The organism is Scandinavium sp. M-37, assembly GCF_043558715.1.
GTDB lineage: Bacteria > Pseudomonadota > Gammaproteobacteria > Enterobacterales > Enterobacteriaceae > Scandinavium > Scandinavium vulneris_A.
This window is the reverse complement of record NZ_JBIGIN010000015.1, coordinates 77,425-98,056: the sequence shown is the minus strand read 5'-3', so window position 1 is coordinate 98,056 and position 20,632 is coordinate 77,425. Positions and strand designations below refer to the sequence as shown.

Genomic DNA, 20,632 nt, shown 5'->3' with positions numbered 1-20,632 from the left:
TGCGCATTTCCGGATTTTTTTCGCCTGACGCTTACTCGCTTGGCTCAGCCATACTCACGTGCATCAGAACAGCACTCCGATCGTCTCGCTCCAGCAGATCCAATAATCGCTGCTTCTCGGTGGTGGTCATCTTCAGCAATTTCGCCTGAATCTTGCGTAACAGCGGATCGTTTTCCTGCGCCTGGTAAAAGGGGTCTGGTTCTTCCGCCTGCAATCTCAGCGTGAGCTTGCGAAGCTTTCGGGTTATGGCCAGCGTGTCTCTGACCGCCGGGGTGATAACAATCACCCGACCCCGGCCACCTTGTACGCCCATCACTTTTTGGGTTGCCCAGTGATGCTTTCGGATCCAACGGTTAACGGTCTGGGTTGTCACCCCGACAAGGGTTGCCAGTTCGCTGGTACTCATTTTACGGAGAAGGGTTATTTTCATTGTGCGTATGACGCACGTTCAGCGTTATCGCGTTCTTTCCCTGAACATGCTGCTTCCTGCAATCATGATGGTGGCTATTAGAGCTTCATTTTATAGCATCCTTTTAGTTGAACGCATGACGGGTTTTGTTAATCATTGCGAGCATGCTCGCAATGTGAAACAGCCTCAGCGTGCAGCGGGGCGGGTAAACATGCGTACCGGTTTACCGTGGTAGATGACGTCATGTTGGTAAGTAAATCCGAAACGTTCCGCCAGATGAACGGAACGCAGATTATCCTCATCAATAATGCAGCACAGCGGGCCGCCGAGTTCACGGTCGGCCCAGTGCAGCATTGCCTCTAACGCTTCTTTGGCATAGCCCATTCCGTGTACGGTAGGGGTAAGCGCCCAGCCCGCTTCGGGGCAAGCCAGCGCGGGGGTGAGATCCCGACGCGCATCCTGCAAACCAAACGATCCGACATAGCGTCCGGACTGCTTTTCAAACGCCGCCCAGTAACCGTAACCCAGCACCTGCCAGTGGCCGATGTAGCGCAGCAGTCGGCTCCAGCTTACCTCCGCACTTTGCGGTTCCCCGCCGATAAACTTCACCACCTGTGGATCGGCCCAGAAGGCCGCCAGGTCGTCAAAATCATCCACGGTAAAATGGCGTAACACCAGGCGTTCGGTCTCCAGGCGCGGGGCGTGAGTTTGCATCGTTATCCTTCCCTTAGGTCGTTTAAATCATTGTTTGGCTTTAAGGCTGATTATCGACGATATCCGCCAGGGCCGCATCGCGGTTAGGGTAAAACGCCAGTCGGCCCGCAATGGGCTGAACACCGGCCCGCGCCAGGGTACGCAACGGCTGGAATTCCAGATTCGATACCCGCAGTTCGCAGCCTTCCGGTAGTTTACTCACGAAACGCTGGAACGCTTCGAGGCCGCCAGCATCCAGCACCGGCACGGCATCCCACTTCAGCACCACCACACGCTTGCCGCTGATGCGCGACTCCAGGTCAGTAAAGACCGTTTCGGCGGCGGCAAAAAACAGCGGGCCGATCACCCGAATGACCAGCACATCGTCCGGCACGGTGACATTCACCGGGGCCAGATGGGTCATGCGCGCGATACGGCGCATAAACAGCAACGAGGCCAGCACGATACCGACGCTGATCGCCACCACCATATCGAATAGCACCGTGAGCGACATACAGATAAGCATCACCACGATGTCGTCGATTGGCGCCCGGCGCAGCAGATGCACCACTTTATGCGCCTCGCTCATGTTCCACGCCACCATTAATAGCAGGGCGGCCATCGCGGAGAGCGGCAGCCACGACAGCAGCGGGGCCAGCACCAACAGCGCCATAATCACCAGCACCGCGTGGATTATCGCCGCCACCGGTGAGGTGGCTCCAGCGCGCACGTTAGCGGCCGAACGGGCGATGGCAGCAGTGGCGGTAATACCGCCAAAGAATGGGGCAATCATGTTGCCCAGACCCTGGCCAATCAGCTCGTTATTAGCTTTATGGCGGGTGCCGGTCATGCCGTCGAGCACCACCGCGCACAGCAGCGATTCAATCGCGCCCAGCATCGCCATGGAGAAAGCGGCGGGCAGCAGGGCCTGCAAGGAATCCCAGCTCAACGTAAAGCTTGAGTCAGGCATGTTCCACGGCAGCACCAGCTGCGGCAGAAGTTGTGGAATGCCGTTGCCCTGGGTGCCGTCGCTGAGAATATAGTGAAACTGCGAACCGATGGTCGCCACGTGACCGCCGAGCAGATTGACCACGCCCATCACCGCACAGCCCCCCAGCAGGGCCGGTAAATGCCCGGGCAGTCGAATACCCAGCCGCGGCCATAAAATCAGGGTCGCCAGCGTCACCACGCCGATCGCTGCATCGCCCGGATTGATCGTCGGTAGCGCCATAATCAGCGCGCCCACTTTTTGCCAGTAGTGTTCCGGCATGTGGGTTAACTGCAGGCCGAAGAAATCTTTAATCTGCATGGTGGCGATGGTGATACCAATCCCGGAGGTAAACCCGAGGGTGACCGAGATCGGGATATATTCAATCAGGCGGCCAAACCGGGCGAGGCCGAACAGCACCAGAAATACGCCCGACATCAGGGTCGCCACCAGCAGGCCCGCGAGGCCGAACTGTTGGGAAACGGGGTAGAGGATAACCACGAACGCCGCGGTCGGGCCGGAGACGCTGAAACGCGAACCGCCTGCCAGGGCAATAACGATCCCGGCGACCGCCGAGGTATAGAGGCCATATTGCGGCGCAACGCCGCTGCCAATCGCCAGCGCCATGGCTAACGGAATGGCAATAATGCCGACGGTTATCCCGGCGATCAGGTCGCGGGTGAAACGGTTAACGGTGTACTTTTCTTTCCAGCAGGCGTCGATAAGGGCGCGAAACGGTAAGATATCTGCGAGTGTGGCTTTATTCACAGCGGTCTTTTCCAGGAGCGCATCATTTGCTTTGTGAATGGCAAATGAAGGAGGCATTAGTCATACAAATAGTTATTGAAAACAAAAAAACCCGCCGCAGCGGGTTTTTATACCGGGTTCGATTAATGCTCGAACATGGCAGAGATGGATTCTTCGTTGCTGATACGACGAATCGCTTCCGCCAGCATACCTGACAGGGTCAGGGTACGGACGTTTGGCAGCGCTTTGATTTCATCCGACAGCGGGATGGTATCGCAGACGATAACTTCGTCGATGACGGAGTTACGCAGGTTACTCGCCGCATTGCCAGAGAAGATCGGGTGAGTCGCGTAAGCAAATACGCGTTTTGCACCACGCTCTTTCAGCGCTTCGGCGGCTTTGCACAGAGTGCCGCCGGTGTCGATCATGTCATCAACCAGCACGCAGTCACGACCCGCAACGTCACCGATGATGTGCATCACCTGGGAAACGTTAGCGCGTGGACGACGTTTGTCGATGATAGCCATATCGGTATCGTTGAGCAGTTTCGCGATAGCGCGAGCACGCACAACGCCGCCGATGTCCGGAGAAACCACGATTGGGTTTTCCAGTTTCAGCTGCAGCATATCTTCCAGCAGGATTGGGCTGCCGAAGACGTTGTCTACCGGTACATCGAAGAAGCCCTGAATCTGTTCAGCATGCAGGTCAACGGTCAGTACGCGGTCAACGCCGACGCTGGACAGGAAGTCCGCGACAACTTTGGCAGTGATTGGCACACGAGCAGAACGTACGCGACGATCCTGACGGGCATAACCAAAGTAAGGGATAACGGCGGTGATACGGCCTGCGGAAGCACGGCGCAGAGCATCGACCATTACAACCAATTCCATCAGGTTGTCATTGGTTGGGGCACAAGTGGACTGGATGATGAAAATATCACCACCGCGTACATTTTCGTTAATTTGTACGCTGACTTCACCGTCGCTAAAACGACCTACGGCGGCATCGCCAAGAGAAGTGTACAGGCGGTTGGCAATACGTTGTGCTAGTTCCGGGGTAGCGTTACCAGCAAAAAGCTTCATATCAGGCACGAGAAGAACCTCAGGCATGCGTCCAGTGGTGGATGAATGGGCCAAAAACTGTGCGGGCCAGGCGCATTTCATCCAGGCGGTGTATTAATGAGCACGATGCAACGTCTGGAACGGGGTGACGTTGTCACCGAAACTCAGTCTGCTCCTTCAAAGCGTGCATTAACGGTGAGATGTTCACACCGCGGGCAATAAAGCCCTGCAGCCATTCCGGGGCTTGCTCAAGCACCTGGCGGGCAGCGGATTCGGTGTCAAATTCAGCAAACACACAGGCCCCGGTGCCAGTCAGGCGCGACGGGGCGTATTCTAACAGCCAGGAAAGCGCTGCATCAACCTTACGAAAACGTTTTCTTGCGATAACCTCGCAATCGTTGCTGAATTCACATTTTAGTAACGTTTCAATTGACCTGCGCGGTGAATTTCTGGGCAATTCGGGATCGTTGAAGATAACCGGGGTCGGGATGCTCTCGCCAGGGTGCGCGACCAGATACCATTTTTCCGGGACGGTGACCGGAGTCAGTTCTTCACCCACGCCTTCGGCGAAGGCTGCATGACCGCGAACAAACACCGGCACGTCGGCCCCGAGCGTCAGACCTAATGTCGCCAGTTCATCCACTGACAGCCCGCAGCGCCACAGATGATTCAGGGCCACCAGCACGGTGGCCGCATTTGAAGAGCCACCGCCCAGCCCGCCGCCCATCGGCAAACGCTTGTCGATACTGATGTCTGCGCCAGCGCCCTGCGGCAGGCGACCGCTGTCCGCCGCAGTCTTCATCAACAGACGCGCGGCACGCACGATCAGATTCTCTTCATCCGCCACGCCTGTTACCGGCGTCAGCAGGCGCAGCTCGCCGTCCGTCCGTACATCGATGGTTATCGTGTCGCCGTAATCAACAAACTGAAACAGCGTCTGCAACGTGTGATAACCATCGGCGCGCTGGCCGGTGATATAAAGAAAAAGATTCAGTTTTGCCGGGGAAGGCCAACGGGTACTCATTTAACTATCCAGCTATCCATTTTCAGTTTGATGCGCTCGCTGCCTTCGGTCAGCTCCATGTTTGACGGCAGGGAGGGTTTGCTCTTGCTGTCATAACCGCTGTACACCACTTTCCAGGTTTTACCGTTCTGGGTGTAGTTCAGCTCACTCAGGCGCGCCTGGTCGTCAAGTTTGTAGTCGGTGGCATCGCCCGGCAGGCCGAGGATCCACTGGCGCAGGCTATTCAGCGGGATAGGCATTCCGGTCAGTTTGCCAATCATCTCTTCGGCATCGGTGGAGGTGTACGACTGACCTTTATTATCCACCAGCGTCACGCTGCCGGGCGTCGCGGTCAACGACAGCTCGGTGCTGCCGAGCGGGTTGGTCAGCAGCAGACGGTAGTTATCTTTCCCGGTCTGCTGCCAGAAGAAGCGGGCATAGACTTTTTGCTCATCATTCAGGAAAGCAAAGGCGCCACGGGTCTGATACTGGTTCAACTGACGTACTTCTTGCTGATGCTGTTGCCACTGCGGAGAATCTGGGCTTTTGCCCGGACCCTTCGGCGCGTTAATGGTACAGGCGGTCAGTACCAGCGCCGCCAGGGGCATCAGGCGTAATACAGGGGTCAGGTTCATAAAAATCCTTGAGATACGTTGCAGTTATAACCGTCAATGCTAGCGCCGCCTGCGGGCAGCGTCTACGTTCAAGTTGTCCCAAATCATAATATTACCGATTACTCCGAAAGGGGGGCCTCCCTTTTATTGACCTTGCGCATCCTGTATGATGCGCTGAGACTAACCTTATCAACGCTGGTACTACTCCTGCATTCATGACGCTCCTGGCACTAGGCATTAACCACAAAACCGCTCCGGTCGCGCTGCGAGAACGTGTTACGTTTTCGCCGGATACGCTCGACAAGGCGCTGGAAAGTTTGCTTTCCCAGCCAATGGTGCAGGGCGGAGTCGTGCTGTCGACGTGTAACCGTACCGAACTTTATCTCAGCGTTGAAGAACAGGGTAATTTGCAGGAATCGCTGATTCGTTGGCTGTGTGATTATCACCAGCTCAATGAAGAAGACCTGCGCAACAGCCTTTACTGGCATCAGGATAACGACGCGGTCAGCCATTTAATGCGCGTGGCCAGCGGGCTGGATTCACTGATCCTCGGTGAACCGCAGATCCTGGGGCAGGTAAAAAAAGCCTTCGCTGACTCCAGTCGCGGTCATCTGCACGCCAGCGACCTGGAACGCATGTTCCAGAAATCCTTCTCCGTCGCCAAGCGAGTACGTACCGAAACCGATATTGGTGCCAGCGCCGTGTCCGTGGCGTTCGCCGCCTGTACGCTAGCCCGGCAAATCTTTGAATCGCTGTCGTCGGTCACCGTATTACTGGTCGGCGCCGGGGAAACCATCGAACTGGTGGCCCGCCATTTGCGCGAACATCGCGTCAAAAAAATGCTGATTGCCAACCGCACCCGCGAACGTGCGCAGGTGCTGGCGGATGAAGTCGGGGCCGAAGTCATTGCCCTTAGCGACGTCGATGAACGCCTGAAAGAGGCGGATATCATTATCAGTTCCACCGCCAGCCCGCTGCCCATCATCGGTAAAGGGATGGTTGAACGTGCGCTGAAGGCGCGACGTAATCAACCGATGCTGCTGGTGGATATTGCCGTTCCGCGCGATGTTGAGCCGGAAGTCGGCAAGCTCGCCAACGCCTATCTGTACAGTGTGGATGACCTGCAAAATATCATTCAGCATAACCTGGCGCAGCGCAAAGCCGCAGCTCAGCAGGCTGAAACTATCGTTGAGCAGGAAACCAGTGAATTTATGGCATGGCTGCGCGCGCAAAGCGTCAGCGAGACCATTCGTGAATACCGCTCGCAGGCCGATCAGGTGCGTGATGAACTCACTGCCCGTGCGCTGGCCGCGCTGCAACAAGGCGGCGACGCCGAAGCCATAATGCAGGATCTGGCGCGTAAGCTGACCAATCGCCTGATCCACACCCCGACAAAATCACTTCAACAGGCTGCCCGTGACGGGGATGATGAACGCCTGAATATTCTGCGCGACAGCCTCGGGCTGGAATAGCGCCGCTCTCTCAAATTCTCATTACAGGATGAATCCAGGCCTATGAAGCCGTCTATTGTTGCCAAACTGCAAGCACTGCACGAGCGCCATGAAGAAGTTCAGGCGCTGCTGGGTGATGCCGGAACCATCGCCGATCAGGATCGTTTCCGCGCGCTGTCGCGGGAGTACGCCCAACTCAGCGACGTGGCGAAATGTTTTACCGACTGGCAGCAGGTGCAGGAAGATATTGAAACGGCACAGATGATGCTCGACGACCCTGAAATGCGCGACATGGCGCAGGAAGAGTTGCAGGACGCCAAAGCCAAAGGCGAACAGCTGGAGCAAGAGCTTCAGGTGTTGTTGCTGCCGAAGGATCCGGATGACGAACGCAGCGCGTTTGTCGAAGTCCGCGCCGGAACCGGCGGAGATGAAGCCGCGCTGTTTGCAGGCGATCTGTTCCGCATGTACAGCCGTTACGCCGAATCTCGCCGCTGGCGGGTAGAAATCATGAGCGCCAACGAAGGCGAGCACGGCGGCTTCAAAGAAGTCATCGCCAAAATCAGCGGCGACGGCGTTTATGGTCGTCTCAAATTTGAATCCGGCGGTCACCGCGTACAGCGTGTCCCGGCCACCGAATCGCAGGGGCGTATTCACACCTCCGCTTGCACCGTGGCAGTGATGCCAGAACTGCCGGAAGCCGAAATGCCGGACATCAACCCGGCGGACTTGCGTATTGATACCTTCCGCTCCTCGGGCGCGGGCGGTCAGCACGTTAACACCACCGACTCCGCAATCCGTATTACCCACCTGCCAACCGGCATTGTGGTGGAGTGTCAGGACGAACGTTCGCAGCACAAAAACAAAGCCAAAGCGTTGTCCGTACTCGGGGCGCGTATTCGTGCCGCCGAAGTGGCGAAACGTCAGCAGGCTGAAGCCTCAACCCGTCGTAACCTGCTGGGCAGCGGCGATCGCAGCGATCGTAACCGCACCTACAACTTCCCGCAGGGCCGCGTGACCGACCACCGTATCAACGTGACGCTGTATCGTCTGGATGAGGTGATGGAAGGCAAACTCGACATGCTGATTGAACCGATCGTCCAGGAATATCAGGCCGATCAGCTGGCGGCGTTGTCCGATCAGGAATGATGAATTTTAAGCAGTGGCTGACGCAGGCGATTGCCCGTCTGGCGCAGAGTGAAAGCCCGCGCCGCGACGCCGAGATTTTGCTCGGCCACGTCAGCGGAAAAACGCGGACCTACATTCTGGCTTTTGATGAAACAGCCTTAACGGCCGAGCAAAGCGACAGGCTGGAATTGCTGCTGAGCCGCCGGGTCAACGGCGAACCGGTGGCACATTTAGTCGGCATGCGTGAGTTCTGGTCATTGCCGCTGGAAGTCTCTCCGGCGACGCTTATCCCGCGCCCGGACACCGAGTGTCTGGTGGAACAGGCGCTGGCGCGTTTGCCTTCTGCGGCCTGCGATATCCTCGATTTAGGCACCGGCACCGGGGCGATAGCCCTGGCACTGGCAAGCGATCGCCCGGATTGCCGGGTGACCGCCGTGGATTTTGTTGCAGATGCCGTGGCGCTGGCGCAACGTAACGCCACCAGTCTGGGCATCGACAATATAACGATTGTGCAGAGCAACTGGTTTAGCGCGCTGGCGGGCCGCACATTCGACATGATTGTGAGTAATCCGCCGTATATTGACGAACAGGACCCGCATCTCGCTGAAGGTGACGTGCGTTTTGAACCGCGGACTGCGCTGGTGGCAGCAGACGAAGGACTGGCCGACTTAGCTTACATCATTCGTGAAGGGCGGCACTTTTTAACGCCCGGCGGTTGGATGCTGCTGGAACACGGCTGGAAGCAGGGTGACGCGGTGCGTCAATGCTATCTTCAGGCGGGTTATACGCAGGTGGAAACCTGTCGTGACTATGGCGGCAACGAACGCTTAACGGTCGGACGACGTAATGCTGACTGAAAGCCCGTTTAGCGTTATTATTAGCATCATTTTGAAGTTATCTGGTTGCCATTGCGCAACCCGCAGTTGGGGTAGGTCATGAGGTCATTAGCAGATTTTGAATTTAACAAAGCACCTTTGTGCGACGGCATGATCCTCATCTCTGAACTCATCCGTGACGATTTCCAGGCCCAGTACGTCATAGACGAGCTGGAGCAACTGGTGAGTCTGGCACGGGAAGAGATTAGCCCTTCGTGGACCGAAACCCGTCAGGTAGAACGCCTGATTGAGCTGTTCTACGGCGAATGGGGTTTCAGTTCCGCCCACGGTATTTACCGTCTCTCCGACGCGCTGTGGCTCGATACCGTTCTGAAAAACCGTGAAGGCAGCGCCGTTTCGCTCGGGGCGATCATGCTCTGGGTCGCCCGCAGCCTGTCTATCCCAATGATGCCGGTGATTTTCCCGACCCAGCTGCTGCTGCGTGCCGACGTTGAAACCGGCGAAATGTGGCTTATTAATCCGTTTACCGGCGATACCCTTGATGAACACACCCTCGAAGTGTGGCTGAAAGGCAATATCAGCCCGGTGGCTGAACTGTTTAACGAAGACCTGGATGAAGCGGACAACGCCGAAGTTATCCGTAAGTTGCTCGACACCCTGAAATCTGCGCTGATGGAAGAGCGGCAGATGGAGCTGGCGCTGCGCGTCAGCGAGGCGCTGTTGCAGTTTAATCCGGAAGACCCGTATGAAATCCGCGATCGCGGTCTGATCTACGCCCAGTTGGAGTGTGAGCACGTGGCGCTCAGCGATTTGAGCTATTTCGTCGAACAGTGCCCGGAAGATCCGATCAGCGAAATTATTCGCGCGCAGATCAACAACATCGCGAACAAACACATTACCTTGCATTAATCCGGAAAGAATCCGATTAACCCCTGATAAGGCGATCCTATGAAACAAAAAGTGGTTAGCATTGGCGATATCAACGTCGCAAACGACCTGCCGTTCGTACTGTTCGGTGGTATGAACGTGCTCGAGTCGCGTGACCTCGCGATGCGTATCTGTGAGCACTATGTGACCGTGACCCAAAAGCTGGGCATTCCTTACGTGTTCAAAGCCTCTTTTGATAAAGCCAACCGCTCATCCATCAAATCCTATCGTGGCCCGGGCCTCGAAGAAGGGATGAAGATTTTCCAGGAACTGAAGCAAACGTTCGGCGTGAAACTGATAACTGACGTTCACGAAGCACATCAGGCGCAGCCTGTGGCCGAAGTGGTTGACGTTATCCAGCTGCCTGCGTTCCTCGCCCGCCAGACCGACCTGGTCGAAGCGATGGCGAAAACCGGGGCGGTGATCAACGTGAAAAAACCGCAGTTCGTCAGCCCCGGCCAAATGGGGAATATCGTCGACAAATTTGCCGAGGGCGGGAACGACAAGGTTATCCTGTGCGACCGTGGGACGCAGTTTGGCTACGACAACCTGATTGTCGACATGCTGGGCTTCAGCGTGATGAAAGCCGTTTCCGGCAACTCTCCGGTGATTTTCGACGTGACCCATGCGTTGCAGTGCCGTGACCCGTTTGGTGCCGCATCCAGCGGTCGCCGTGGTCAGGTAACCGAACTGGCGCGTGCCGGGATGGCAACCGGCCTGGCTGGTCTGTTCATCGAAGCGCATCCGGATCCAGAAAACGCGAAATGCGACGGCCCGTCCGCGCTGCCGTTGGATAAACTGGAACCGTTCCTGAAGCAGATCAAAGCCATTGACGACCTGGTGAAGAACTTCGAACCGCTGGATACCAGCAAGTAAGAAGCCGTTGAAAGGATCCGGAAATGCGCAGCCGTTCCCGGATCCTTTATGACACTCAGCACAGACACTCAAGCAGTTTACTCCCCTCCGGTGAGGCGTAAGGCACCGAAGGCGTCTGATTTACATCGGCAGTAAGTGACGATATTTCCCTTTTTCCCGAATGAAAACAGGGATCTGATTCAGCGGTGCGGCGTGAGAACGTGTTTGCCCACCCGCATAGCGCTCTCCGCTATAAAAATCAATCCAGCTTTCCCCTTCAGGTAGCCACACCTCCCGCTCCCGAACGCCTTCATTTAGAATCGGCGCGACCAACAGATCCGGTCCGAAACAGTATTGATCGGTAATATTCCAACTCATGGGTTGATCCGGGAATTCAAAGAACAGCGTTCGCATGACGGGCGTATTTTTACGGTGGGTTTCCTGCATAATTTGGGTGAGATAAGGTTTCAATGTCTCGCGCAGTTGCAGACAGCCAATCAGAATCTCCTCTACCTCGCCTCCGAAGCTCCAGACCTCATTTGGTGCCCCGGTAGGGCATTGTGCAATGCCGTCACGATAAGGTTGTTCCGGCAGTATCTGTGGATCCCGATTCCCGTGTAGACGCATTACGGGGCTGAAAACACCCCACTGGAACCAGCGGATTAACAGCTCATGGAATTTCGGATCGTGGATGTTGCCCCCGTGAAAACCGCCGATATCCGTTGTCCACCACGGGATACCCGCGATCCCCATATTCAGACCCGCCGCAAACTGGTTGCGCAATGAGCGGAATGAGGAGTGAATATCGCCGGACCACACCAGCGCACCGTATTTCTGACTGCCTGCCCAGGCGCAGCGCAGGAGATTGATCACCTGTTCCTCCCCGTCAGCTTTCATTCCGTCAAAGAACGTTTTGGCATACATGCGCGGATAAATATTACCAACCTCCAGCACCGGTCCGGCGTGGTAGCGATAGTTATCATAGTCGTAGACGCTGAATTCAGGCTCTGCTTCATCCAGCCAGAACAGCTTCACGCCTTTGTCATAGTAATGGCGTTTTGCTTTGCCCCAGACATACTCCCTCGCCCCCGGATTTGTGGCATCGAAAAAGGTCGTATTGCCGAGGAAATCCATATTGATGGGCAAACCACGTTCGGTATGGACCAGCCAACCGTTTTGTTTCATTTCTTTGTAGCTGTCGGTGCGATTATCGACTGTCGGCCAAATCGACACCATCAGTTCAATGCCCATCGATTTTAGCTCTGCAATCATGGCATCCGGGTTGGGCCAGTCGCGGGAGTCAAACATCCAGTCGCCCTGATTCGGCCAGTGAAAGAAATCAATGACGATGACAGAGAGAGGGAGTTGGCGACGCTTGTATTCACGCGCAACGGTGAGTAATTCTTCCTGATTACGATAACGCAGTTTGCATTGCCAGAACCCCATGGCGTATTCCGGCATCATAGGGGGTGTACCGGTGACCCGGGCGTAGGCTTCGCTAATTTCAGCGGGGGTATCACCTGCGGTTATCCAGTAATCTAACTGTTCACTGACAGCGGCTTCCCACTCCGTTCCATTTTGGGCAAAAGTGACACGGCCAATTGCCGGGTTATTCCATAAAAAGCCGTACCCCTGGCTGGAAAGGAGGAAGGGGACCGACGCCTGAGAATTTCGTTGGGCCAGCTCCAGCATGCAACCTTTTAAATCCAGATTCGGCTGTTGATACTGCCCCATCCCATATAATTTTTCGCCTTCATTGGCCTCAAAGCGCGCTTTGATGGAGAACTTGCCGCCGGGGATGGGTTTGAACTCGCGTCCTTCCAGATTCAGGGCGCTGACATATTGCCCATGCGCAGATTCGTCCTCACCCATTTCGCCGCGTTGACGCCAGAATTCCTGAAGCAAACATCTCTCTGAATCGCGCCAGAAGCTGACTTGCCCCTGTTGATTAACCACCGCGGTAATTTTTCCATTCTTCAGCGTGGCTTGTTTATCCCCATAGGTCAGTTGGGCCGCACAGGTGGCGGGAACCTCCGTTAAGGCCCAGTTTTCATTTCGCATCACTGGCAGATGACGTCCACTACGAACGCGCAGACTATTTTCGCCCCAGGCTTCAATCCATAGATAGCGATCGTTGTATTGCCAGATCAAACGATGGGGGTCTTGCTTGATAAACGACATAGGTATTCCTTCCGATTGTGATTGATGGGTTGGAAATTTTCAGTGAGTGTCAGACAGCAGGTCCTGCTGGATACGGCTCTCCATCGCTTCATATCGACGAAAGAAGAGCAAAGGCAGCGCTGCCAGCGCAAAGAGGAGTGCTGGCGCCCAGATAAAGGCGCAGGTAATGCCGGTAAGGCCATCGGCGGTCTGGGCATGATTAGGCACATACCCAAAACTGTTCATAATCCATGCCGCAAATGCCGTACCGATCCCGCTGCCCATTTTGATGCAGAAGGTACTGCCGAAAGCGATCAGGACACCCGTGGCGCGGATACCGGTTCTCCATTTACCGTAATCGACCGCAAAACCGAGCATGGCGAAGGGCATTGAGCAGGCAATCCCGCTACCGATATTGGCGAGCACCCAGGCGGCGATGAGCAAAGGAATGTTATCTGCCGCGAACCACATCAATATCCCGCCGAAAGCAGCCACCAGCAGACCGCTTATCCATATCCAGGTTTTGCTCAGAAATTTACTGAAGAAGGGGATGGCGATGATGAATAAAATCTGCAACGTGGCGAGGCTGTTGATGAGCGGGACCAGATCTTTACGATCAAGATTCCAGGTTAAATAGTAAACAATGGTGGTGGCCCGTTGCTGTAAGGCAATCCAGAAAATGAGGTTCGCCAGCACCATCAGGATCCACGGCCAGTTTCCCTTCATGGCCGAGAAACTTTTTATCATTGGGAGTCGTGGTTGTTGCTGAATCTTTCCTGCATCTAATTCGCGAATATTTTTAAAGGCAAAAAATGTGAGCGCACAGGATATTACGGCGAACGTTATCGCGGTATAAATAAAACCGATTTTGTCATTGCCATTACCCAAAAAAGCAACCAAAGGTAATGCTGTGGCATTCATTAATAACACCCCAATTTGCCCACCCGTCATGCGGTACGAATTTAAAATTAATCGCTCTTTTGGCGATAGGGTCATTAGGGGTAATATTGCACTTAGTGGTGTGTTTAAGCCTGTGAAAAGAATGCTGGCCAACATGTAAGATATGGCTGCATAGATGGCTTTTCCTGTCATGCTAATATCGGGTGACCAGAACGAAAGCGCACTGAATACGGCAAAGGGCAACGGCAACCATAAAAACCAGGGGCGACATTTACCATAGCGTGAGCGCGTTTTATCAATGATAACTCCCCATACAGGGGCATCAATGCCGTCTACGATACGCGCCAGCAGCAGAATGATCCCTGCAATAGCAAGGCTGATACCTGCAACATCCGTGTAAAAATAAAGAATGTAGGTAGAACCAAAGCAGTACAGCAAGTTGCCAGCGACATCCAGCGCACCATAACTGACCCGTTGTATCAGAGGTAATGAATCAGCATCAGATGGCTGGGTGCTTTCAATAAGAGAACTCATTTCATTCGCTCCAGTAATAGAAGTGCAGGCCCAGAAATACAGCTTTATTTTCTAAGCGGAGAGAGATGTAAAATCCTGTTCATATTATTTTGGTGAATATTAACGTATTGAGGGTGATATGACTTGATAATGAATGTGTGCAGGTGAGAGTAGTGAAGGTTGGTGGTGTGGACAATTATTATATTTTGTTTTGATGTTGCGTTAATTGGTTTTTAGACTATTCATGCTGATATTTGCTAAGCGCTTCACGTTTTCAAATAAAAAATAAATAATGTCGAGGGAGTGAAGGAATAACGTTCAGATAGCTCCCCATTTCAAAGGAGAGCTATCTGCAATAACGCCATTGCTGGCAGCCGTTATCAGGCAAATATTGTCATCAAATACGCCACAAACAATGCCAGATGCGCCGAACCGTTAAGCACATTGGTGCGTCCGGTGGAGAAGGAGAGCTGGCACAGTACCAGAGACGCCACCATCACAATCATTTCCGGCGCCCCCAGCGCGAACTCCAGATGATTCCCGGTTGCAAACGCAATGAGCGTCACGACCGGCACCGTCAGAGAAATGGTCGCCAGCACCGAACCAAAGAACAGATTCATTGCACGCTGTACCTGATTATTCAGCACCGCACGCAATGCCCCGAGACCTTCAGGGGAGAGGATCAGCAGCGCAATCAGGAAGCCGGTAAAGGCTACCGGGGCGTTCATGGTCCCGAGCAGCATCTCCAGCGGGCCGGCATTCATTTTAGTCACCGCGATGACCGCAATCAGATGGATCACCAGCCACACTGCATGCCAGACGCTGCTGTGCGCGGAGGGTTTACCGTGATGCGGGTCATCGTCGTCGGCCTCGTCTTCATGCTCGTACACGAACAGGCTCTGGTGCGTTTTGGTCTGAATTAGCAGGAACACGCCGTACATCGCGGCGGAAATCAGGGCAACCAGCAGCGCCTGTCCGGTCGAGAAATTCCCACCCGGCAGCGCCATCGGGAATACCAGCACGATGATTGCCAGCGGGAACAGGGCAATCAGGTATTGTTTAATGCCAAAGAGATTCATGTACTGGGTGGCAAACTTGCGTCCGCCCATCAATAACGAGAAGCCCACCAGGCCGCCGGTAACAATCATGATGATCGAATACAGGGTGTCACGCATCAAGGTCGGGGCCGCATCGCCGGTGGCCATTAATGCGGAAATAAGGCTCACTTCAAGAATAACGACTGAGAGGCTTAAAATGAGTGAGCCGTAAGGCTCGCCGAGACGATGGGCCAGCACATCTGCGTGGCGAACCACGCTAAAAGCACTGCTTAAAATACCGACCAGGGCCAGGATGTTAATCCCAATAACCACTGGCAGTGACTGGCTGTTACCAAAGAACACCAGCACTGCCAGTGCCAGTACCGGGAAAATGAGAGTCGTCTCCTTGTGGCGGGTTTTCACCGCCTCATGTGCATGTGTCATGAACCATCTCCATTTGAGCAGGTAATTTTAATTATAGATAACATAAGGATATAAGATAGCAGACCACTCGGTATTATCTGCATATTTTTACTGAAATTTACCTCTCTGTATCATCAATCATAATAAACACAGTAAAAATCATGTTATGTTTATATTTTATTTATATAACAGTGAGTTGTTTGTCATTTGTCTGCAATAATCTCTTGAATTTGCGCCTCAGGAAATCCTCGGCCACACTGAATACGGGTCTCAATTCAGGAGAGCGTTATGCCTTACCACGACCGAAGTGATTTACCCGACAGCGTGCAGCATGTGCTCCCCGCTCATGCTCAGGATATCTATAAAGAAGCGTTTAACAGCGCCTGGGATCAGTATAAGCATAAAGAAGACCGCCGGGACGATGCCAGCCGCGAAGAGACCGCGCACCGTGTGGCGTGGGCGGCGGTGAAGAATGATTATCAGAAGGGAGACGATGATAAGTGGCATAAGAAGAAGTAAATGAAAGGCTTAATGGAATAAGCTGTCACTTGCCGGAAACAATTGTCATTTATTAACACTTTGTTGCCTTGCCTTCGGCCCGTTCATTGCATATTGTCTGAGGAAGCTGGATAATATTTCAGCAATTCAGAGGGAAATAGTGGTAACAGGGAAGATTGCAGTGGCGGAGGTATAAAGTGTTAACACGTGATTTCTTGCTGAAAGCCGATTGCAAGACGGCGTTTGGTGCAATCGAGGAATCGCTACTCTGGTCGTCGGAACAACGTGCAGCCTCACTGGCCGCGACGTTAGCCTGTCGTCCGGATGATGGCCCGGTATGGATTTTTGGTTACGGTTCCCTGATGTGGAACCCGGCGCTGGATTACAGTGAATCCTGCACCGGGACGCTCGTCGGCTGGCACCGTGCCTTCTGTTTACGCCTGACGGCAGGGCGTGGAAGTGCCTGTCAGCCAGGCCGCATGCTTGCCCTAAAAGAGGGCGGACGCACCACCGGCGTCGCCTATCGTCTGCCGGATGGTACGCTCGAAGAGGAGCTGTCGCTGCTCTGGAAGCGTGAAATGATCACCGGATGCTATCTGCCGACCTGGTGCAAGCTGGAACTCGACGACGGTCAGACGGTGAACGCGCTCGTGTTCATCATGGATCCGCGCCACCCGCTGTATGAATCAGACACCAGCGTGCAGGTCATCGCCCCGCTGATTGCCGCCGCCAGTGGGCCGCTCGGCACTAACGCCCAGTATCTGTTCTCGCTCGAACAGGAATTAGTGAAGCTGGGCATGCAGGACGAGTGTCTGAACGAGCTGGTCGGGAAAGTGCGCTATCTGCTGAATGGTGAACATCTGCCGCGAACGGCATGAAAAATGCCCGGTGGGGCTAGCGCCTGCGGGGTCTACGGTTGTGTAGGTCCGCTAAGCGAAGCGCCACCGGGCAGTATTATGCCGGAACGAAGCTGATTGAATGTTCCAGTGACTGGCTATGACTGTCGATCAGCACGTTCCAGGTTCCACTGTACGGCACGGTCAGATAGGCATTTTCACGATTTTGCACGCTGAGGATATCCGTCTGCGCATCGCTCGCCTGTTTTTTTGCACTCATCAAATGAATGTGGCAGCGTTCAGAGCACCGAACCACCACCGTATCCCCACCAAATAACGTCAAACTTGCTTTCACCATTGCCATTGTTTACCCCGTTGCTGTCCGCCCACGCACTCCGTGCCAGAGAATCCCCGTGTGTGATGTTGTTCACAATTCACTCATGGCATAACACCAAATGGGGAGGGGACTGATGCTGATTTTGATCAAAAAATGCGGCAACGATTCAACAAAAATGACAATGTTCCTGAAACCATTCAGCTGGCGCGTGATTTGAAGTTCAAAACCGCGCCAGCAGAAAATTAAATGCGGAAATGTCCGGCGGTTGTAGCAAGGTCGCCCGCCTGGCTTTGCAGGGCGCCCGCCGCTGCGGCCGATTCCACCACCAGTTCAGCATTCTGCTGCACCATTCTGTCCAGATGAATTACCGCGTGATTTATCTCTTTAATGCCCTGCATCTGTTCGCTGCTGGCGATGCTGATTTCACGGATGATCCCCGACACGCTGCCGATGTTGGACACTATCTCCTGCATGCTCTCCCCGGCCAGGCGCACGAAATATGAGCCGGTGGCGACGCTTTGGGTGGTGGAGTCGATCAGCGTTTTAATCTCTTTCGCCGCCTGGGCGCTGCGGCTGGCGAGGTTGCGCACCTCACCGGCGACGACGGCGAATCCGCGCCCTTGCTCCCCGGCGCGTGCAGCTTCTACCGAGGCGTTCAGGGCGAGGATATTAGTCTGGAAGGCGATGCCGTCGATGACGCTGGTGATGTCGCCGATTTTCGCCGACGCGGTTTCAATCGCCTGCATCGTGTCGATGGCGCTGGACACTACGCTGCCCCCTTTAGACGCCACTTTGGTCGCTTTCTCAGCCTGAGCGCTGGCGGCCGTCGCGGATTCGGTCGACTGCGCCACCGAGGTGCTAATTTGCTCCACGGCGCTGGCGGTTTCACGCAGGCTTGAGGCGGCCTGTTCGGTACGGGCCGACAGATCGCGGTTTCCGGCGGCAATTTCCTGCGCGGCGGTTCGTACCGAGGAGGTGGAATCCCGCAGCTGGCGCATTACCTGCGCCAACTTATCGCTGAACAGGTTAAAGGCATGGGCGATTTGCGCCACTTCATCTTTGCCGTTTTCCGGTAAGCGCTGTGACAGGTCGTTGGTTCCGTTGCTGATCGCCAGCATCGCATCGCGAATGGTGATCAGCCGTTTAAGCATCGTCGCGACCAGCAAATGCACTACGCCTCCCCCTACCAGCACCAGCACGATAAACGCGATGGCCGAGGCTTTCAGCAGGGCGTTCATTCCGGAGGTGGCGTCCTGATGGTCAAGTGCCACCACCAGCAGCCAATGGGTTCCCTTCACCGGTACGGCAGAGAAGATTTTATCCTGACCGCCGAGGCTGCCTTGCACCGTCTTTCCAGCGGTGAGTGCGTGTAAGTCGACGCCGGATATCGCGTCATTAAACGGTTTCAGGGTCAGGGCCGGATCGCTGGCGGCAATCACACTCCCGTCGCTGTCCAGCAGCAAGCCGCTGTCCAGCAGCAAGCCGCTGCTGGCGGGGGTAGGGTGGATTTCCCGTACGTTAGCTACGACGCTGTCCATCGTTACGTCCCCGGCAACCACTGCTTTCAATGTGCCGTTGTCTTTCACCGGTACTGCGAAGGTCACCACCAGTTTGCCCGTGCCCGCGTCGACGTATGGCGCGGTCACGACCGGCGCATCATCATGCAGCACCTGCTGATACCAAGGCCGGGCGGTTGGGTCATAATCGGCGGGAACGCCGGTCGGGTCGGAGAATTTCGCGGTTTTGCTGGCGTAGCCGACATACACATTGCTGAAGCCGCCTGCGCGCGCCATTTGCAGAAACTGTGGGACCGGGTCGTCACTGAGGGCGACTTTATCGAGCGACGCGATGACCGCCATTTTGCCGCTGACCCAGTCGGCGATGGCCATGCCGTGACTGATCCGCGTGCTGACCAGCATTTCCTGCTGCGCCTGAAGATTATCGCGACGGGTGACCTGATAGTTGATGATGGTGTTCAGAAGAAGTGCAACCGCCAGACATCCGGCGGTTGCAGCGATAATGCGCGTGCGAATGGAACGAAACATAATATATTCCTGCTGTGTTGTTTGCTGGCATATCGGCAACCCAACCAGGAACTTGATGCTGTAACCGCGTACATAAGAAAAAACACTTTATCGGCACTTTTTGGCTCAGAAGGTTAATACCTTGTCCGCCTCGAGCGTCCACTGCGCCAGCTCAACCAGCGTGCCGATTTCCACGCCATCTGCCAGCGGAAGCGGGGTGATACCCCGACCATCGGTGCAGGTTTTGCATAATTTCACCGGCACATCCTGCGCGGTTAAAATTTCCAGCATTTGCTGAATATTGTAGCCCTCGGCCGGTTTTTGCCCTTTCAACCCAGCGGTCACCGCATCGGACATCAGGAACACTTTCAGGTCTAACGGCTGTTGGTCGCGCAGCGCAATGGCCAGACGCAGACTGTTAAAAAGCGATTCGCTGCCGTACGCCGCGCCGTTGGCGATAATCACAATACGTTGCATGCTCACTCCTGAAATAGCGTATAGACTCCCGATGCTACTGCGCCGCGTCCAGGCTGCCAACCGCTTCAGGCCTGGGGCATGATCTGGCGCAGCTCTACTGTCCGAAACGGCCAATCAACCCGGCGGCGGCCAATTGATGTCCTTTCAGTTTTTCAAACAACGCCTCGCGGGTTAAGCCTTCGGGCAGGGTCGGTGGCAGCGACGTGGCGATTAAGGTAAAGGTGTAATGGTGGGCCCCGGTTCCCGGAGGCGGACACGGCCCATACCAGCTGGCGGTGCCCGGCGTGTTTTTGCCACCGCTGAATCCTTTCCCGTCGCGTAAGGCATCCGGTCCAAATCCGGTCAGCGCCGGGGAGATGTTGTAAGCCACCAGATGCGTCACGCCGAGCCCTTTATTGCCCTCAGGATCGTGCACGACCAGCGCCAGGCTTTGGGTTTGCGGCGGAACGTTGCTCCAGACCAGCGGCGGCGAGTTGTTTTTCCCGGTGCAGTTCGCATTCTTCGGGTCATTCCCGGCGAAGGCTTTATCGAGCATCGCGTTATCGGCAAAATTAGGCGACTGCAGTATAAACAAACTGTCCGCGCAGGCGGCATTGACGCTGGCAAATAAGGCCGCGCAGGCCAGCAGGCGGGGGAGGGTTTTCATAAGCACATCTCACACTGAAAGGTTGGTTTAACTGTAGCCGATGCTTAAGGATCTTCCTGAAATTTGCGCTTA

Annotated in this window: 20 protein-coding genes; 7 read left to right on the top strand and 13 right to left on the bottom strand. The window is 55.0% G+C overall.

Annotated elements, in window-relative coordinates:
* Positions 1-31: 31 nt before the first annotated feature.
* From ACG0Z5_RS12830 to lolB, 6 genes are all read right to left on the bottom strand, one after another.
* A complete protein-coding gene (locus ACG0Z5_RS12830) occupies positions 32-430 on the bottom strand; it encodes a YfeC-like transcriptional regulator (RefSeq protein ID WP_394447883.1) in 399 nt (132 codons plus the stop codon).
* A gap of 165 nt (positions 431-595) precedes the next feature.
* Positions 596-1,123 (bottom strand): GNAT family N-acetyltransferase, encoded by a 528-nt coding sequence (locus ACG0Z5_RS12825; protein ID WP_394447881.1) that lies wholly within the window; start codon positions 1,121-1,123, stop codon positions 596-598.
* Positions 1,124-1,163: 40 nt separating this feature from the next.
* Positions 1,164-2,858, bottom strand: a complete 1,695-nt coding sequence (gene dauA, locus ACG0Z5_RS12820; RefSeq protein ID WP_394447879.1) for a C4-dicarboxylic acid transporter DauA — start codon at positions 2,856-2,858, stop codon at positions 1,164-1,166.
* 122 nt (positions 2,859-2,980) lie between these two features.
* Entirely contained in the window at positions 2,981-3,928 is a 948-nt protein-coding gene (gene prs, locus ACG0Z5_RS12815) for a ribose-phosphate diphosphokinase (RefSeq protein WP_097164424.1), read from the bottom strand.
* A 124-nt stretch (positions 3,929-4,052) separates the two neighbouring features.
* Positions 4,053-4,922, bottom strand: a complete 870-nt coding sequence (ispE, locus tag ACG0Z5_RS12810) for a 4-(cytidine 5'-diphospho)-2-C-methyl-D-erythritol kinase (RefSeq protein ID WP_394447876.1) — start codon at positions 4,920-4,922, stop codon at positions 4,053-4,055.
* On the bottom strand, positions 4,919-5,536 hold the full coding sequence (gene lolB / locus ACG0Z5_RS12805) for a lipoprotein insertase outer membrane protein LolB (protein ID WP_394447874.1): 618 nt from the start codon (positions 5,534-5,536) through the stop codon (positions 4,919-4,921). Before lolB ends, ispE begins: the two co-directional genes overlap by 4 nt.
* Before the next feature lie 194 nt (positions 5,537-5,730).
* Between lolB and hemA the strand changes: the two genes are divergently transcribed.
* From hemA to kdsA, 5 genes are all read left to right on the top strand, one after another.
* Complete coding sequence (hemA, locus tag ACG0Z5_RS12800; protein ID WP_394447872.1) at positions 5,731-6,987, top strand: glutamyl-tRNA reductase; 1,257 nt, start codon at positions 5,731-5,733, stop codon at positions 6,985-6,987.
* 42 nt (positions 6,988-7,029) lie between these two features.
* Positions 7,030-8,112, top strand: a complete 1,083-nt coding sequence (gene prfA, locus ACG0Z5_RS12795; RefSeq protein ID WP_319627563.1) for a peptide chain release factor 1 — start codon at positions 7,030-7,032, stop codon at positions 8,110-8,112.
* On the top strand, positions 8,112-8,948 hold the full coding sequence (prmC, locus tag ACG0Z5_RS12790; RefSeq protein ID WP_394447934.1) for a peptide chain release factor N(5)-glutamine methyltransferase: 837 nt from the start codon (positions 8,112-8,114) through the stop codon (positions 8,946-8,948). The genes prfA and prmC overlap by 1 nt, the downstream gene beginning before the upstream one ends.
* A gap of 78 nt (positions 8,949-9,026) precedes the next feature.
* Positions 9,027-9,836, top strand: coding sequence for an invasion regulator SirB1 (gene sirB1, locus ACG0Z5_RS12785; RefSeq protein WP_319627562.1), 810 nt, complete (start codon positions 9,027-9,029; stop codon positions 9,834-9,836).
* 39 nt (positions 9,837-9,875) lie between these two features.
* Entirely contained in the window at positions 9,876-10,730 is an 855-nt protein-coding gene (gene kdsA, locus ACG0Z5_RS12780) for a 3-deoxy-8-phosphooctulonate synthase (RefSeq protein WP_319627561.1), read from the top strand.
* Between the two features lie 120 nt (positions 10,731-10,850).
* Here kdsA and ACG0Z5_RS12775 read toward each other — a convergent pair whose 3' ends face one another.
* The 3 genes from ACG0Z5_RS12775 to chaA form a co-directional block, all read right to left on the bottom strand.
* The gene (locus tag ACG0Z5_RS12775) at positions 10,851-12,890 is read right to left on the bottom strand and encodes a TIM-barrel domain-containing protein (protein ID WP_394447869.1); all 2,040 of its coding nucleotides are present in this window, start codon (positions 12,888-12,890) and stop codon (positions 10,851-10,853) included.
* Positions 12,891-12,929: 39 nt separating this feature from the next.
* Positions 12,930-14,303 carry an MFS transporter gene (locus ACG0Z5_RS12770; protein ID WP_394447867.1) on the bottom strand — a complete coding sequence of 458 codons (1,374 nt, stop codon included), beginning with the start codon at positions 14,301-14,303 and terminating at the stop codon, positions 12,930-12,932.
* 359 nt (positions 14,304-14,662) lie between these two features.
* Positions 14,663-15,763 carry a sodium-potassium/proton antiporter ChaA gene (chaA, locus tag ACG0Z5_RS12765; RefSeq protein WP_394447865.1) on the bottom strand — a complete coding sequence of 367 codons (1,101 nt, stop codon included), beginning with the start codon at positions 15,761-15,763 and terminating at the stop codon, positions 14,663-14,665.
* A gap of 267 nt (positions 15,764-16,030) precedes the next feature.
* Here chaA and chaB point away from each other — a divergent pair, with 267 nt between their 5' ends.
* Both chaB and ACG0Z5_RS12755 read left to right on the top strand, forming a co-directional pair.
* Positions 16,031-16,261 carry a putative cation transport regulator ChaB gene (gene chaB / locus ACG0Z5_RS12760; RefSeq protein WP_319627557.1) on the top strand — a complete coding sequence of 77 codons (231 nt, stop codon included), beginning with the start codon at positions 16,031-16,033 and terminating at the stop codon, positions 16,259-16,261.
* A gap of 176 nt (positions 16,262-16,437) precedes the next feature.
* A complete protein-coding gene (locus ACG0Z5_RS12755; protein WP_394447863.1) occupies positions 16,438-17,118 on the top strand; it encodes a gamma-glutamylcyclotransferase in 681 nt (226 codons plus the stop codon).
* 76 nt (positions 17,119-17,194) lie between these two features.
* Here the strand turns inward: ACG0Z5_RS12755 and ACG0Z5_RS12750 are convergent, their stop codons facing one another.
* The 4 genes from ACG0Z5_RS12750 to ACG0Z5_RS12735 all read right to left on the bottom strand — a co-directional run bounded on the left by ACG0Z5_RS12750 (position 17,195) and on the right by ACG0Z5_RS12735 (position 20,560).
* A complete protein-coding gene (locus ACG0Z5_RS12750; protein WP_394447861.1) occupies positions 17,195-17,440 on the bottom strand; it encodes a DUF1883 domain-containing protein in 246 nt (81 codons plus the stop codon).
* Between the two features lie 215 nt (positions 17,441-17,655).
* Entirely contained in the window at positions 17,656-19,458 is a 1,803-nt protein-coding gene (locus ACG0Z5_RS12745) for a methyl-accepting chemotaxis protein (protein ID WP_394447859.1), read from the bottom strand.
* 105 nt (positions 19,459-19,563) lie between these two features.
* On the bottom strand, positions 19,564-19,914 hold the full coding sequence (locus ACG0Z5_RS12740) for a DsrE/DsrF/TusD sulfur relay family protein (protein WP_394447857.1): 351 nt from the start codon (positions 19,912-19,914) through the stop codon (positions 19,564-19,566).
* 94 nt (positions 19,915-20,008) lie between these two features.
* Positions 20,009-20,560 carry a YbhB/YbcL family Raf kinase inhibitor-like protein gene (locus ACG0Z5_RS12735; protein WP_394447855.1) on the bottom strand — a complete coding sequence of 184 codons (552 nt, stop codon included), beginning with the start codon at positions 20,558-20,560 and terminating at the stop codon, positions 20,009-20,011.
* Between the last annotated feature and the right edge of the window lie 72 nt (positions 20,561-20,632).